Annotated in this window: 17 protein-coding genes; 10 read left to right on the forward strand and 7 right to left on the reverse strand. The window is 43.5% G+C overall.

What is annotated here, in order from left to right; all coding sequences use genetic code 11:
* Positions 1–272 precede the first annotated feature (272 nt).
* From B5D55_RS06025 to B5D55_RS06035, 3 genes are all read right to left on the reverse strand, one after another.
* Entirely contained in the window at positions 273–986 is a 714-nt protein-coding gene (locus B5D55_RS06025) for a DNA-binding domain-containing protein (RefSeq protein WP_078933105.1), read from the reverse strand.
* 317 nt (positions 987–1,303) lie between these two features.
* Entirely contained in the window at positions 1,304–1,894 is a 591-nt protein-coding gene (locus B5D55_RS06030) for a hypothetical protein (protein ID WP_078933106.1), read from the reverse strand.
* Between the two features lie 15 nt (positions 1,895–1,909).
* Positions 1,910–2,248, reverse strand: a complete 339-nt coding sequence (locus B5D55_RS06035; RefSeq protein ID WP_078933107.1) for a helix-turn-helix domain-containing protein — start codon at positions 2,246–2,248, stop codon at positions 1,910–1,912.
* Positions 2,249–2,483: 235 nt separating this feature from the next.
* Here B5D55_RS06035 and B5D55_RS06040 point away from each other — a divergent pair, with 235 nt between their 5' ends.
* From B5D55_RS06040 to B5D55_RS06070, 7 genes are all read left to right on the forward strand, one after another.
* Complete coding sequence (locus B5D55_RS06040; protein WP_078933108.1) at positions 2,484–2,699, forward strand: hypothetical protein; 216 nt, start codon at positions 2,484–2,486, stop codon at positions 2,697–2,699.
* A gap of 243 nt (positions 2,700–2,942) precedes the next feature.
* Positions 2,943–3,767: a cysteine ABC transporter substrate-binding protein gene (locus tag B5D55_RS06045; RefSeq protein WP_078933109.1), complete on the forward strand. Its 825-nt coding sequence runs from the start codon at positions 2,943–2,945 to the stop codon at positions 3,765–3,767.
* Between the two features lie 105 nt (positions 3,768–3,872).
* Positions 3,873–4,532, forward strand: a complete 660-nt coding sequence (locus B5D55_RS06050) for an amino acid ABC transporter permease (protein WP_078933110.1) — start codon at positions 3,873–3,875, stop codon at positions 4,530–4,532.
* Positions 4,513–5,211, forward strand: a complete 699-nt coding sequence (locus tag B5D55_RS06055; protein ID WP_078933111.1) for an amino acid ABC transporter permease — start codon at positions 4,513–4,515, stop codon at positions 5,209–5,211. Before B5D55_RS06050 ends, B5D55_RS06055 begins: the two co-directional genes overlap by 20 nt.
* Before the next feature lie 3 nt (positions 5,212–5,214).
* Entirely contained in the window at positions 5,215–5,964 is a 750-nt protein-coding gene (locus tag B5D55_RS06060; protein WP_078933112.1) for an amino acid ABC transporter ATP-binding protein, read from the forward strand.
* Between the two features lie 165 nt (positions 5,965–6,129).
* Entirely contained in the window at positions 6,130–6,906 is a 777-nt protein-coding gene (locus tag B5D55_RS06065; RefSeq protein WP_078933113.1) for a VUT family protein, read from the forward strand.
* Positions 6,903–7,586 (forward strand): SDR family NAD(P)-dependent oxidoreductase, encoded by a 684-nt coding sequence (locus tag B5D55_RS06070; RefSeq protein WP_078933114.1) that lies wholly within the window; start codon positions 6,903–6,905, stop codon positions 7,584–7,586. Before B5D55_RS06065 ends, B5D55_RS06070 begins: the two co-directional genes overlap by 4 nt.
* A gap of 26 nt (positions 7,587–7,612) precedes the next feature.
* Here the strand turns inward: B5D55_RS06070 and B5D55_RS06075 are convergent, their stop codons facing one another.
* The 4 genes from B5D55_RS06075 to B5D55_RS06090 form a co-directional block, all read right to left on the reverse strand.
* Positions 7,613–9,235 (reverse strand): diguanylate cyclase domain-containing protein, encoded by a 1,623-nt coding sequence (locus B5D55_RS06075; protein ID WP_078933115.1) that lies wholly within the window; start codon positions 9,233–9,235, stop codon positions 7,613–7,615.
* A gap of 83 nt (positions 9,236–9,318) precedes the next feature.
* Positions 9,319–9,837, reverse strand: coding sequence for a flavodoxin family protein (locus B5D55_RS06080; RefSeq protein ID WP_078933116.1), 519 nt, complete (start codon positions 9,835–9,837; stop codon positions 9,319–9,321).
* Positions 9,838–9,904: 67 nt separating this feature from the next.
* Positions 9,905–10,003 (reverse strand): NAD(P)H-dependent oxidoreductase, encoded by a 99-nt coding sequence (locus tag B5D55_RS11860; RefSeq protein WP_143593241.1) that lies wholly within the window; start codon positions 10,001–10,003, stop codon positions 9,905–9,907.
* A 123-nt stretch (positions 10,004–10,126) separates the two neighbouring features.
* Entirely contained in the window at positions 10,127–11,248 is a 1,122-nt protein-coding gene (locus B5D55_RS06090; protein ID WP_078933118.1) for a YeiH family protein, read from the reverse strand.
* A gap of 100 nt (positions 11,249–11,348) precedes the next feature.
* Here B5D55_RS06090 and B5D55_RS06095 point away from each other — a divergent pair, with 100 nt between their 5' ends.
* From B5D55_RS06095 to cysS, 3 genes are all read left to right on the forward strand, one after another.
* Complete coding sequence (locus tag B5D55_RS06095; RefSeq protein ID WP_078933119.1) at positions 11,349–12,209, forward strand: LysR family transcriptional regulator; 861 nt, start codon at positions 11,349–11,351, stop codon at positions 12,207–12,209.
* A 236-nt stretch (positions 12,210–12,445) separates the two neighbouring features.
* Positions 12,446–13,003 (forward strand): NUDIX hydrolase, encoded by a 558-nt coding sequence (locus B5D55_RS06100; protein ID WP_078933120.1) that lies wholly within the window; start codon positions 12,446–12,448, stop codon positions 13,001–13,003.
* 160 nt (positions 13,004–13,163) lie between these two features.
* Entirely contained in the window at positions 13,164–14,705 is a 1,542-nt protein-coding gene (gene cysS / locus B5D55_RS06105; protein WP_078933121.1) for a cysteine--tRNA ligase, read from the forward strand.
* Positions 14,706–14,729 lie beyond the last annotated feature (24 nt).

The raw sequence follows: 14,729 nt of genomic DNA on the forward strand, positions 1-14,729 counted from the left end.
GAAGAACTCAAGCTTTTCATACACAACGGCGAGCACTGGGGCATATCACAGTTTCAGTTCCTACCAGAAAAAAAATCCGAGTGATTTCAGGCCCGCTTGCCGGACTGGAAGGAAACATTTATAAGGTAAACAAAAAACGAATTACGATTATGTCCTCATTGTCCCCTGATGGAAAGCATTTTGACCTTTTTTACGAAAATGTTGAGCCGGTGGAGTAGTGGAACACCTTGAGGTTTCCTGAAAATTTGAAACCCCAAGGTGAATTGTTTTTTTTATGCTACCGTTATTTCAGAATCAATATTTGCGGTAAAATATTTGTTGCCGGGTTTTGTTACAATGCTTATGCTGTAACTGCCGGCGGCGAGACTTGCAGGAACTGTAAAGTCCACGATGTTTGTTCCGCGCCTTGCGTAGTTTTCCATTCGTGAAAGGCCGTTTTCATTTTCCAGAAAAACACCCTGTTCCGCATCTTCCATATTAAACGAAAGGTTTCTTCCGTGAATGCGGAGTATTTTTCCTTCGCTTGCACTTAGCTCGGTGCTTTCGCTTGCATCGCCTTTAAGTACGGTAACACGGTAGATTTTTGCTTCTCCAGTGATGTCCGGCGGAATCTGCTTGTATTCAAGCTTTTCTTTTACGCTGGCTGCGGCAGCAGCGCTGGCGGTGAACAAAAAGCCTAAGGTGTGGTTTCCGGTTCCCAGTGTGAATCCGTCCTGAATGTTTGCGCAGGTTCCTGTGGCATTTGCACGGAGCGTTCCGAACGGAAGCTCCACGCTGTAGCCTTTTGCAAGATACTTTACAACGATTGTTTCCATTACAGAAAACATGCCCAGATAGTCTGCTTCTGTAAAAGAAGAGTTCCAGTCTGCCATCTCTTTTGCAAGCTTGGCAGTTTTGAGTGCCTGTGAGCACGAACTTCTGAAGCAGAAGCCGTCTTTTGATTCATCCGTAACAAGTACGTTCTTTGTTGTTTTGATATTCAGCATAGTTTATGCCCTCCTGTGTAAGCCTGCCGGTCAGAGCGGGCGGTGTTAGATAGCAAAGCGTTAAAAAAAATTGCGATGCAGCAATTTTTTAGCTTTACTCTTTAAACTGTCACCCAGCGGGTGTTTTTTTTCACTCTGAAGAGTGCATGGCGGAATAATCTCCGCCTGCGATTTTTTTTGACAAGGAGAGCCAAAATGTGATATAATCTTTTTATTCAATTTTAAGAGATTCACATATATGGCTCTCGACCGAAAAGCCTTGTTCAGCAAGTGTTGGCGCACTTCCTGAAAGGGCTTTTTTTATGCGTATATGCTTTTCATACCACCTCCTTTTGTTTTATTGCATTCCTGATAGTCTGTACAAGGAATGGTTTTCCTGCGGCATTTACAACAGTCCTTCCCACATGGAACAGCTGTTCAAGGAGCAGGAATATAGTCATGGCAAGGGCAAAGCAGGTTGCTTCTACCTCGCCGTTTATGCTCTGCTGAGTGTGGTGCAGTTTGATATGAGCGTACTCATGGAAAACAATCTGCATGCACTCAATGGAGTTTCGGTTTTCGTTGTAGGCAATCATGCGGCACTGTTCCCCTGTAACAGGATGCGGAAATAGGGCGCAGATGCCTTCTTCCCAGCGGCTCAATGAAATTTTTCTGAATTTTTCAAGATTGTCAGGAGAAAAAGCAGAAAACTTTTTAATCTTAATTCCCTGCTCACGGATCATCTTTTTGTAGTCAAAGTCGTCCCTGTAGTAGTCAACATCGCTCAGCGTTTCAATGGCCAGAAGTATAATGTCGTTTACTCTCCACGGCGGAAGCACGTACGGCGTTCCGTCTGCCATTGATGCCTTCAGCGCGTTATCCGGCAATTCCCTGCCAGTAAAATGTTTCATATTTTCAGTTTCTTCCATTAAGCCTCCCTGCTTTTATTCATCCTCCGGGCGGCTGTATTCGTCCATGAGAATTTTCATCAAGCTGATTTTCTGATTTTTGCTTAAGTCATCCTTGCTGCTTGCAAGCAGAATCTTAAGCTGGTCGTAACCATAGTGGGCATCGTTACCCAAAAGATAGTCACTTGTTGTGTGAAGTGTGTTTGCTATGTTTGCAAGCACATCCGTTCTCGGCATCCGGCCGCTGGTCATGTAGCGGCTGAATGCTGCCTCTGTAATACCGCAGATTTCGCAGAGTTTTTTCTGTGAATAGCGGTTTTCCTTCATTAAATCCTTAACCCTCCTTGCAAAAATGTTTTCCTTTTCTTCTGCCATAGTAAGCCTTCCTTTTTTTAGGCTGAAATTAGAACCGTTTTATAGCGGTCATTTTTTTTAGGACTGGAGCAGTTTTAAGTCCTGTATCTGTAATATAACAGCCTATTGATTTAAAGTCAATAAAAATTAACCAAAAATATAATTAAATGCAGCGGATTTTGTCATATCAAGAGGCGCGCTGAAAAAAGCCTTTGGACGCCGAGGAAAATGTTTTTGGTCGTACAGGATTTTACGGATGGACGCAGAGGAAAATGTTTTTGGGCGTGCAGGATTTTACGGATGGGCGCAGAAGAAAATCTTTTTGGGCGTACAGGATTTTACGGATGGACGTAGAAGAAAATCTTTTTGGGCGTGCAGGATTTTACGGATGGACGTAGAAGAAAATCTTTTTGGGCGTGCAGTATGGAGCGTAATTATTAAAAAGTGGGGTAGGTGGCGTAAAATCGGTTGATTAAATCATTGATTTTTACGCACTTTAATTTTATAAAATGCCTTCAGAGTACTTCTGGGGGCATTTTTTGTTTTATGATAACACATAAAGTATATGAAATACTTAAAACCTATTGACATAATAGGTAATAAATATTATAACTGTTTCATAACCTGCTTTACTGCTAGGTAATACCGGCAGTGCTGAGCAATCGCTTCAGGTGTTAATCAGCACTATCTTAATTCTCATATTATGGGGGTCTATATGAAAAAAATTACATCAGTTGTTTTGGGCGCGCTCGTTGTAGTTGCAGCTCTTTCTCCGCTTTCTGCAAAATCTACGGCACGTACCGTTGAGCAGATAAAAAAGAGTAAGACAATCAAGATTGCCGTGTTCAGTGACAAAAAACCGTTCGGCTATGTTGACGAAAACGGCGAGTATCAGGGGTACGATGTTTATTTCGGAAATCGCATCGCAAAAGATTTGGGCGTAAAGGTAAAATACATTCCTGTTGAAGCTGCAAGCCGCGTAGAAGTTCTTGCTACCGGCAAAGTTGACCTTGTTCTTGCAAACTTCACCGTTACTCCGGAGCGCGCAGAAAAAGTTGATTTTGCCCTTCCGTATATGAAAGTTGCGCTCGGCATTGTTTCTCCAGAGTCTGCGCTGATTACTGCGCCTGAACAGTTGAACGGAAAGACTCTCATTATTGCAAAGGGAACGACTGCCGAAACTTATTTTACAAAAAATTACCCGGAGGTAAAACTTCTTAAGTTCGACCTTTACTCCGAGGCATACAACGCGCTTCTTGACGGACGCGGAGATGCACTTTCTACGGACAACACTGAAGTTCTTGCATGGGCGATTGAAAACAAGGGATTTGCCGTAGGCGTTGACTCTTTGGGAAGCCTTGATGCAATTGCGCCTGCCGTTCAGAAAGGAAACACTAGTCTTTTGAACTGGCTGAACGATGAAATCAAGTCGCTTGAAAAAGAGCAGTTCTTCCACGCAGACTACGAAGCTACACTGCGAAGCGTTTACGGTGCATCTTCCGATGCAGATTCGCTTGTCGTAGAAGGCGGAAAACTCTAGCCGGACGGCAGGATTCAGACAGATTTTCTGCTGATTATTCCATAACCATATAGAATTTGGTATACTTACAGCGGTTTTGAGCAGTTCAAAACCGCTTTTTTAATTATGAACATTGAATTTATAAAACAGATTATTCCGCTTTACGCAGATGCTGCGCTTCTTACAGTCCGAATCGGTCTTATCGGAATAGTGCTTTCTGTCTTTGTAGGAATTGTCTGCGCTGTCATACGCTGGTGGAAAATTCCGATTCTCCACATAATTGTGCGTATTTACATAGAACTTTCGCGTAATACGCCGCTTCTTATCGACCTGTTCTTCCTGTATTTTGCGCTTCCCCGTATGGGAATAAAACTGTCCTCCGAACAGTGCGGCATTATCGGTCTTACGTTCCTTGGCGGAAGTTATATGGCAGAAACGTTCCGCAGTGCGCTTGAAACAGTCGGCCGCACGCAGCTTGAAAGCGGAATGTGCATCGGGCTTAATAAAATGCAGCTTGTGCGCTATATCGTTCTTCCTCAGGCTCTGGCAGTTTCTGTTCCGGGGCTGTGCGCAAACTGTATTTTTATGCTTAAGGAAACGTCCGTGTTCAGCGCGGTTGCGCTTGCCGACCTTATGTATGTTGCAAAAGATTTAATCGGTTTGTATTACAGGACGCAGGAAACGCTTTTTGTTCTTGTAATTGCGTATTTTATCATTCTGCTGCCGGTGTCCCTGCTCGGCTATTTCTTGGAAAGGAGGCTGCGTTATGGACAGTTCGGTGCTTGATGCAGTAACGCAGGCGTTCGGCGTTCTTTTTAAGGGGCGGAATTTAGTGCGCCTTTTGGGTGGACTTGGCGTAACGGTTCAGATTGCTGCCGTTTCAGTGATTTTTTCACTGTTTTTCGGATTTCTTTTTGGAATGGTGATGACAGTTAAATTAAAGCCTCTGAAAATTGCGTGCAGGATTTATCTTGAGTTTATGCGGATTATGCCACAGCTTGTCCTTCTGTTTCTTGCGTATTTTGGGCTTACGCACGCATTCGGACTTTCGATTTCCGGTGAGGCGGCGTCAGTGCTGGTGTTTACGATGTGGGGAACTGCAGAAATGGGCGATCTTGTGCGCGGTGCACTTGAGTCAATTCCGCGCCATCAGTATGAAAGCGGACGTGCCGTAGGACTTACGGAAAAACAGATTTTCTGTTATGTGGTAATTCCGCAGACTATCCGCCGCCTTGTTCCGCTCAGCATGAATCTGATTACGCGTATGATAAAAACAACATCGCTGATTGTGTTCGTCGGCGTAATCGAGGTTGTAAAAATCGGTCAGCAGATTATCGAGGCAAACAGGCTTACCGTTCCGACGGCTTCAATCGCCGTGTACGGAGTTATTTTCTTTATGTATTTTATCGTGTGCTGGCCGCTTTCTATGCTTGCAGACGCAATTGAAAAAAAACAGAGGTCGTAAATTATGGCAGTGCTTGAAATTAAAGATGTGCGGAAAGAATATAAAGAAGCCGGCGGAATTCTTAAAGGCGTATCGCTTTCGGTTGAAAAGGGCGAAGTCGTCGTTATTTTAGGACCGAGCGGCTGCGGAAAAAGTACGCTTCTCCGGTGCATAAACGGTCTTGAGGCAATTCAGGGCGGTGAAATTCTGCTTGACGGCGAAGTAATCAGTAACCGCAAGAACGATATGCATCTTATCCGCCAGCGGATAGGTATGGTGTTCCAGAGTTACGACTTGTTTCCGAATATGACGGTGCTTAAAAACGTTATGCTTGGTCCGCTTAAGGCACAGAAGCGAAACCGTGAAGAGGTAAAAGCCCAGGCGGAACAGCTGCTTTTGCGCGTAGGGCTTATAGACAAAAAAAATGCCTATCCGCGCCAGCTTTCCGGTGGACAGAAACAGCGTGTTGCGATTGTACGCGCGCTTTGTATGAATCCAGAAGTCCTTTTATTTGATGAAGTTACGGCTTCCCTTGACCCGGAAATGGTACGCGAAGTTCTTGACGTTATGATGGATCTTGCAAAGGAAAAGCGGACTATGCTTATCGTTACTCATCAGATGGAATTTGCAAAAGCAGTTGCCGACCGCGTTATTTTCATTGATGACGGCGTGATTGTAGAGGAAAATGCTCCGGAAACGTTCTTTACAAACCCTAAAACTGAACGCGCAAAGCAGTTCCTTCAGGCATTTACGTTTGAGCGCCGCCATAGTTAATAACATTCGCTTGCTTTTTTTTTGCCGTTAGTATACAGTTTGACCGTTGGATTTGTACAAGTCCGGCTTGCGCAGTTTATGATTCCTCATAACTCTCCTGCGCATAATAAATTAAAATTCTTATGGAGGGCGGCGGACTGTAGTATCTGTTCTGCTGCATCATTTATGAAACACTCTTCTTTTTTACGCCGGTGTTCTGATTCATTCACCGACTTCAGAATTCTTCTTCGGAGCATACCGGCTCCGGCAGTATCACTTTTTATCCTTTCAGTTGTATGTGCAAACCTTATGGCGAATAAGGAACTTGTAAGTTATAAGTACCTTGCGCTTGACTGCGGTTTTGCATTCAGCTGGATAATGTTCCTTTGTATGGACATTATCTGTAAGCGCTGGGGCGCGCGTGCTTCCGTAAAGGTGTCCGTGTTCGCACTTCTTGTAAATCTTGCCGTCTGCCTGAGTTTTGCTATTCTTTCGCGCGCGCCGGGAATGTGGGGCGAGTTTTACGCCGCAGAAGATTATGCCGTGGGAACAGAAATTAACGCCGCGCTTAACAGAACGTTCGGCGGTTCCTGGTATGTGGTGCTTGGTTCTGCCCTTGCATCTTTTTCTTCATCCGTGGTGAATGCGTTTTTCAATCATCTGCTTGGTACTGTGGTAAAGTCAGGCGGATTCAAGTCGTTTGCTTTCCGCTCATACCTTTCTACCCTTATTGCTCAGTTTGCGGATAACTGTATTTTTGCCCTTGTAGTTTCAAAAGTATTCTTTGGCTGGACGTGGACTCAAGTGTTCGTATGTTCCGCCGTTGCCGCTGTATTTGAACTTTTGTGTGAAGTTGTTTTTTCAGGTTTGGGCTGGCGCGTTGTCTGCGGATGGGAAAAGGAAAACGTTGGTGCAGAATATTTTGATTATAGAAAAAAAATAGCAGGAACTTACGCAGAATGAAAGTTTTGATTACTGGAACTAGCTGCGGAATCGGAAGGGCGGCGGCAGTTCGTTTTCTCAGTTCCGGTCATTCCGTTACAGGTATCGACATTCTTGGTGATACAATTACAGGAACTTCTGGTATTCCGCAGGAAAGTTCGTATAAACATTATATTGCAGATATTTCCAGAAAAGAGACTCTGCCGGATGAAGACGGAATTGAAATTCTTATAAATAATGCAGGAATTCAGACTGGTACTCAGAAAGACATCGATGTAAACCTTATCGGTACGATGAACGTTACGGAAAAATACGCTTTTCAGAATAAGATACGTTCCGTGCTTTTTAACAGTTCGGTTTCAAGCCTTACCGGTAATGAGTTTCCGGAGTATGTTGCGTCAAAGGCGGGCGTTACCGGTTATATGCGTAACGTTGCAATCCGCCTTGCCAATATGTACCGCGCCACCTGCAATGCTCTGTGCTTCGGCGGCGTTACTACAGATTTGAACAGGCTTGTTATGGAAGATGCGGAAAAATGGGCGCGGATTATGGACGTTACGCCGCTAAAACGCTGGGCTACGGCAGAAGAAGCCGCGGAATGGTGCTATTTTATGACGGTAGTAAATACGTTTTGCACTGGGCAGGCAATTGATATTTCCGGCGGTGAACGTAACTGTGCAGACCTCTTTGTGTGGGACTGATTTATTTGTGCGGCGGTTATAAAATCCTAGCGGCGGTAATCCGGGTGGGCTTTGTACAAGGCTTCTTTATTTCTGTACATTTCCATTTCGGCAACTTTTACCATCCGGGTTATGTCAGGAGAACCCGGCATCCAGCAGCAGCCTACGGATGCGTAAGGAATTTCATTCTGTTCATTTAAAAAATGGAATTCTTCTACCTGCTGGAAGAAAATATTCCGGTCTTTGTTTTCTGCTATAACGATAAATTCATCGCCGCTAAGCCGGCAGCAGATTTCTTCCGGGAATTTGTTTTTCAGAATATCGGCAAATGTTGCAATCAGTCTGTCTCCGGCTTCATGACCGTGAGAATCATTTGTCCTTTTCAGTCCGTTTATGTCGCAGAATAAAACGCCTGTATTTCTGTATGTCAGTCCTTCGTGGTCAGCACAGAACTGGGTAAAAAAATGTCTGTTGTTCAGACCTGTAAGGCTGTCTGTATAAGCAAGCCTGTTAATTCTTCTGTTGCTTTTGTCTACGGTTTTTGCCGCCTCGCTCAGGGTTTTTGCCAGCATTCCTATTTCATCATTTGATTCACAGCTTATTGCTACGTTGTAATTTCCTTTTGAAAGTTCTTCTGCTGACTGCGTAAGGTTTATAAGTGATTTCTTTAAGTTTCCTGTAAGGCGCACGCTTACTACCAGTGAAACTGTAAGTCCTGCAGCAAGAATAAGCAGGCATTGAATTACAAGCTGGTTTGTCGTACTGTTGATTTCATCAGCAGGAACAATTATGATAAGCGTCATTTCATTTTGAAGGCTGCGGAAGGCAAGAAGACGTTTTTTTCCTTCCAATATATAGGAATGTATTTGTGATTCCGGTTCATCTGAAGACATTTGTTCTTTTATTTCGGTAATGTTTGTGTCAAATTCTTCTGCCAGAAGTCCCTGCGGATACTTTTTTGCATATACGATATCGCCTTCAGCACTAACAAGCATTGCATTTCCTGTCTCATATACAGTAATTGCTTTTGTTTTCTGCTTAAGAAGGTTCAGATCAATATCCATTCCTATAACGCCGATTGTCATGCCGTTTCTGAAAATAGGAATGACGTATGAAATCATTTCTACATATATATTCTGATTTTCGTATGGTGAAACCCACGTTGGCCTTCCATTCTCAATCGGTTCGTAGTACCAGCATACATGTTCTCTGTCCTGCGGACTGAAAAGCGAAAGGTCTGTAATGGTTGTATCTGCAAATGAGCCGTTTTTCTGCTTTACAAGAAAAACTCCTGATGTGGAAGAAAGCAGGTCGGGATTAAAACGCAGATATACGCTCATTGCACAGTCAGTGCTGATAGCCGCATTTTCCATAACGGCACGTATTCTGCGCGTGTATGTCTGCATGTACGTTTCGTCCGTCCACTTTGTATTGTCTTCTGAAAGCTGGTTTATGGAAAAACGGTACAGTGTGTTTACCGTCTGTTCAATTGATAAAAGCCATGTATTTATTTCCTGAGCTTTTGAGTCGCAGGTAAGGTTCATTATTTTGCGCGAATCTTCTTTTATAAGCCGTGTAGCGTTCAGAAGACCCGCAATGCTTGCAAGTGCCGTTGTAAATATTATGCTCCCCGACAGAAGCAACAGGATTTTTCTTTGTAAAGACTTCATACTGTTCTCCGTTTTTTATTGTATCACGATATGTACAAAAATGTGAAGTTTTAAAAAGCGACGAAACGTAAAAAAAATTATTTCTACCTGCTGTTTACAATCTGTACATATTCGCTTTCTGGAATCATGGGGATTTCAAGCAGTTTTTGTGTCCGTCCGCTGATTTTTCCGGTGAGTGCGTATTCGCTTCCTGCTGTGCGGACTGCATTCAGCATAGGTTCCGTAACTTCTTTTGCGTCAGGTACGTTAAAAAGAGGAGATTCGGGAATTGTTACTATGCAGTTGTCCGTGCGCGGAAAGCAGCGGTTGAAATGCGCAACAGCCGGCTCAAAATTATTTTTTGTACCGGGAAAACCGCATCCGCTTATCATTACGTAACGCTGGTTTGAAATGTCTTTCTGTCCTAAATGTTCGTATCGTCCGTCAACTTCCTGCATTGCCATAGAACTTAGCGCAAGCAGTCTGTCTGTAACGTTTTTTAATGGTGCCGGCATTCCGTAACAGTAAAGCGGGAAACTGAATATGACAATGTCGCTTTTTATCAGCAAGTCAAGAATTTTTTTCATATCATCTTTTATGATGCATGTGCCGCCGTTATTCATGCAGGAAAAACAACCCCGGCAGAATTTTATATCTTCTTCTATTATATTGATGATTTTTTCATTTACGTCAGAAGTCTTTTTTCATTCCGTCAAGAAAGGCCCGCGTGATGTGCATTGTGTCGCTTTTCTGCGCTTTTGGGCTTCCGTTAAGGACAAGGATATTCATACTGTTTTCTCCATTCAAAAAAGTATAGCGCAGTCCGGTGGAAAAAAAAGTGTTTTTTCAGAAGGTGCAGAAGATAAAAAAAACAGCACGAACTGAAATGCCGTGCTGTTTTTATGAAAGTTTTTACATCTGTCCGAGCATTGCCTGGACGCAGAATGAAACGACGACTACCAGAAGCGAGATGATAAAGCCGTGAATCATAGGTTTTACGCCGCTTTTTGCAACTTTTGTAAACGGCGTTTTAAGTCCGATTGCACCGAGTGCCATAACGAACGCAAACTTGCTTATTTTGGAAATCAGGGCTGCTGCTGTCTTTATGCTGTTTTCATCAAAAACTGAAGGAACAAGAATATCTGCAATACTTCTTAGTGCAACAAATCCAAGGAATGCAAGGATGAACCACGGGAATATTTTTGCAATGGAAAAACTTTTTTTTCCGTTCGTTTTGCTGTCTGCCGTTATTGCATCTGTTCCGGCTTTCTGCGCCGCGATGGTACGCTGGTTTATATATCCGAAAAGAAGTACAATCGGAACGATTGAAAGGGTGCGCGTAAGCTTTACTATTGTTGCAAAATTTCCTGCCGTTTCGGAGAAAGCATATCCTGCTGCAACAACCGAAGACGTGTCGTTTACGGCCGTTCCTGCCCAAAGTCCGTAGCCTAAATCTGTCATTTCAAATGCGCGGCCCATAATAGGGAAGGCGATTACCATAATAATGTCGAACAGGAACGTTGCGGAGATTGCATATGCAATATCGCTGTCCTCTGCGTCGATTACAGGAGCGATTGCCGCGATTGCAGAACCGCCGCAAATTCCTGTTCCTGCGGAAATCAGGTTTGAAAGTTTCCAGTTCATCTTAAAAAGCCGTCCGAAGAGGTTTCCGAATCCGAATGCGGCTACAAGCGTGAATGACATAACGATAAGCGAGAATTTTCCGACGTTCAGAACCTGCGAAAAGCTCAGTGTAAATCCCATAAGCACGATTCCTGCTTTCAGGATTGTTTTTGAAACGAATGCAAGTCCTCCTGCAAAACCGTCGCTTCCGTCTTTTGTGCAGACGCGGTTAAGGAGTTTTTGAATCAGCGGATTAAGTGCCATTCCAAGAAGCATTGCGAAAACGCCGGCTGAAATCAAATGATAAGGGATAAATCCTGCCATAAAGTTTGACGCTGCGGCAAGGATTACGGTAGATGCAAGTGCGATTACGAATAATGCTGTATTCTGTATTGAAATAAATCTTTTCATAGCTTGAATCTATCATAAAATTGTAATAAGGTAAAATTATAATTATTTATTGATATATAAATAATGTTTATAATGCGCAGTTTCGTGCAGGGAGGACCTTATGCTTGATTTCCGGTTAAAAACTTTTCTTGCCGTGTGCCGCCATTTAAACTATACGCGTGCGGCAGAGGAAGTTCACGTAACTCAGCCGGCTGTTACCCAGCACATAAAGTTTCTTGAAGGCGAATACGGATGCACCCTTTTTGAATACCACGGAAAACAGTTGCTTCTTACAGAAAAAGGGCGGCTTTTGCAGCAGCTTGCAAACCAGCTTCTTCAGAACGAACGGTATGCCCTGCGAAAAATGCAGGAGAAAAAAGAAAGCCGTCCTTTCATTAAAATCGGTGCTACAAAAACAATCGGAGAATACTGCCTGCCGTCAGTCATTGTTCCCTGGCTGAAAAAAGGCGGTTGCCGCATACAAATCGACAATACGAAAAACCTTCTTTCTTCTATTAATAACGGCGGAATTGACATTGCGTTTATCGAAGGATTTTTTGACGGTTCGCAATATGAAACAAAAATCTTCCGGTCTGATGTTTTTACCGGTCTCTGCGCTTCATTTCATCCGTTTGCAGGAAAAACTGTTAAACTTTCGGAACTTCTGAATCAGCCTGTCTTTCTGCGTGAAGAAGGTTCAGGAAGCCGCGCAATTTTCGAGTCCTTTCTTGCAATGCAGAATATTACGCTGGAATCGTTTTCTCAGGTGAATGTAGTAAACAGTGTTCCGCTTATATCGTCGCTTGTTGAACTTGGTCTTGGAATAAGTTTCGGTTATAAAGCGATTGCAGAAAACAAATCGTCTTTGTCATGTTTTACGGTAGAAGGACTGAACGGTACTCATGATTATACTATTGCATGGCTTAAACAGTCCGTAAATTCTGTGATACAGGAATTCCTTGAAAGTTTTAGCGTAGAATAAGGAAGAGCTGATTAACACTTGAAGCGATTACTCAGTACTTCCTGCTAATTGTCCGTAAGTCATTGACTTACGGACTGTTAACTGCATTAGGGGGGCAAACCTATGAAATAACCTCTTTTGTGTGGGGCTAAAAAAATAAAGTACTGTTTTTTTAAGCATTGTGATATAATGACTGAAAGTCTGATGTTTTTGCAGGAAAAACGTGCGGCTCAGCATTGCGAGGTTTGATAGATTCTATGGAATACATTGGAGATGATGAAAACGAAATTTGGGATCTTGTTGATGAAAACAGAATGCCGACGGGAAAAACGCACAGGCGCGGAGATCCGCTGCCGGAAGGTGCGCTCCGTCAGGTAATTCATATCTGTATATTCAATAAAAAAGGTCAGATGCTCATACAAAAACGCCAGCCGTGGAAAAAGGCATTCCCGGGAATGTGGGATGTATCTGTCGGCGGTTCAGTAATTTCTGGTGAAGACAGTCGCACTGCAGCTGCCCGTGAAACCAAAGAAGAACTCGGACTTGATATAGATTTTTCACATATACGACCTAAATTTACGTTTAACTACGAACACGGTTTTGATGATTTTTATCTTATTGAACAGGACGTTGACATTTCAAAACTGCATTTGCAGGAGTCAGAAGTGCAGTGCGTAGCGTGGGCAACCATTTATGACATTCACAATTTGCAGGCTAAAAAACAGATGGTTCCGTATGCGTATATTGATTTTCTTTTTGACTGTCGTCAGGCAAAAAACGTATTTTCTCTGCCTCCGATGAGAAGAAAGCGCTAGTTTTTTGGAACTAGCCGCAAATTTCGCTCTTCTTAAAAATTGTCCTGTCTGCTAAACTTGTTTGCGTGCGTTTATTTTTGTTCTCTTGAATTTTTAATACAATTTACGTATTCTATACACGTTTCAGATATTCAATTTTTACTACCACAGAGGCGTTATTATGAGTTTAAAGGTGTTCAATACAATGGGGCGCGAAATGCAGGAATTCAAGCCGATAAAAGACGGTTTTGTCGGTTTTTACGGCTGCGGTCCTACCGTCTATAACTATGCGCATATCGGAAATCTGCGTGCCTATGTTTTTCTTGACACTTTAGACAGAACGCTCACGTTTTTAGGCTATGACAAAAAACACGTAATGAACATAACTGACGTAGGTCACCTTACTGGTGATAGTGATGCTGGCGACGATAAAATGGTAAAGTCTGCGGAAGAACGCCATCAGTCCGTCCTTGAAGTTGCTCAGTTCTACACGGATGCTTTTTTGAAAGACATTGATTCGCTGAACATTATCCGACCTGACGTTATCTGCAAGGCAACGGAGCATATTCCTGAAATGATAGACCTGATTAAGCGCATCGAAGCGAACGGACATACGTATATGGCAGGCGGAAACCTCTACTACGACGTTACTACTTATCCTCATTACGGAGATCTTGCTCAGCTTAATCTTGACGAACTGCGTGCCGGTGCCGGCGAGCGAGACGTTGTCGTTGTTGACAAGAACAAGCGCAATCCTGCCGACTTTGTACTGTGGTTTACAAAATCAAAGTTTGAAAATCAGGCGCTTACCTGGGATTCTCCGTGGGGAAGGGGATATCCTGGATGGCATATAGAATGTTCTGCAATGAGTATGAAATATCTTGGCGAGCATTTTGACATTCATACCGGCGGAATTGACCACGTTCCTATTCATCATACGAACGAAATTGCCCAGAGCGAGGGTGCTACAGGGCACAAGTGGGTGAATTACTGGCTTCACAACGAATTTCTTGTCATTGCAAAAGATAAAAAGGCTGCGGAAAACGGCGGTGCGGAAAAAATGTCAAAGTCCAGCGGAAACTTCCTGCGCCTTCAGACGCTTATAGATAAAGGTTACAGTCCTCTTGATTACAGATTTTTCCTTTTGGGGGGACATTACAGAAAGCAGATTTATTTCAGCTGGGATGCAATGGACAGTGCAAAGAACGGGCGGGCAAGCCTTGTTCAGAAAATTGTAAAGCTTGCGCAAAAAGCAGGCGGTGAAAAGGCGCTCTCTGCAAAAAAATATGCAAAAGGAGAGGCGAACTGCCGCACCGGACTTTCGGAAAAAGCATGCGCTTATCTTGATGCGTTCCAGTCTGCGCTTGAAAATGATTTGCTTACGCCGGTCGCCCTCAGCCAGATTTCAAAAATAGTAAAGGATTCTTCTGTTTCGCCGGCAGAGGCGCTTGACGTAATTGACCGTATGGACAGTGTTATCGGTCTTTCCCTCATAGAAAGTGCTGCTGCCGCGCTAAAAGAAGCCGGAACTGCTGCTGTTTCTCTTATGCCTGACCATTCCGGCGACCCGGAGGCTTCGGAAATAGATGCACTTGTTTCGGAACGCGCTCTTGCCAAAAAGAACAGGGATTTTGCGCGCGCAGACAAAATCCGCGATGAACTTGCTTCCCGCGGAATTACTATTATTGATACTCCGGCCGGTCCTGCATGGAAAAGAAATTAGGGAAGTGCTGAGTAATACTTGAAG

It is taken from the genome of Treponema porcinum, from assembly GCF_900167145.1.
Lineage (GTDB): Bacteria > Spirochaetota > Spirochaetia > Treponematales > Treponemataceae > Treponema_D > Treponema_D porcinum.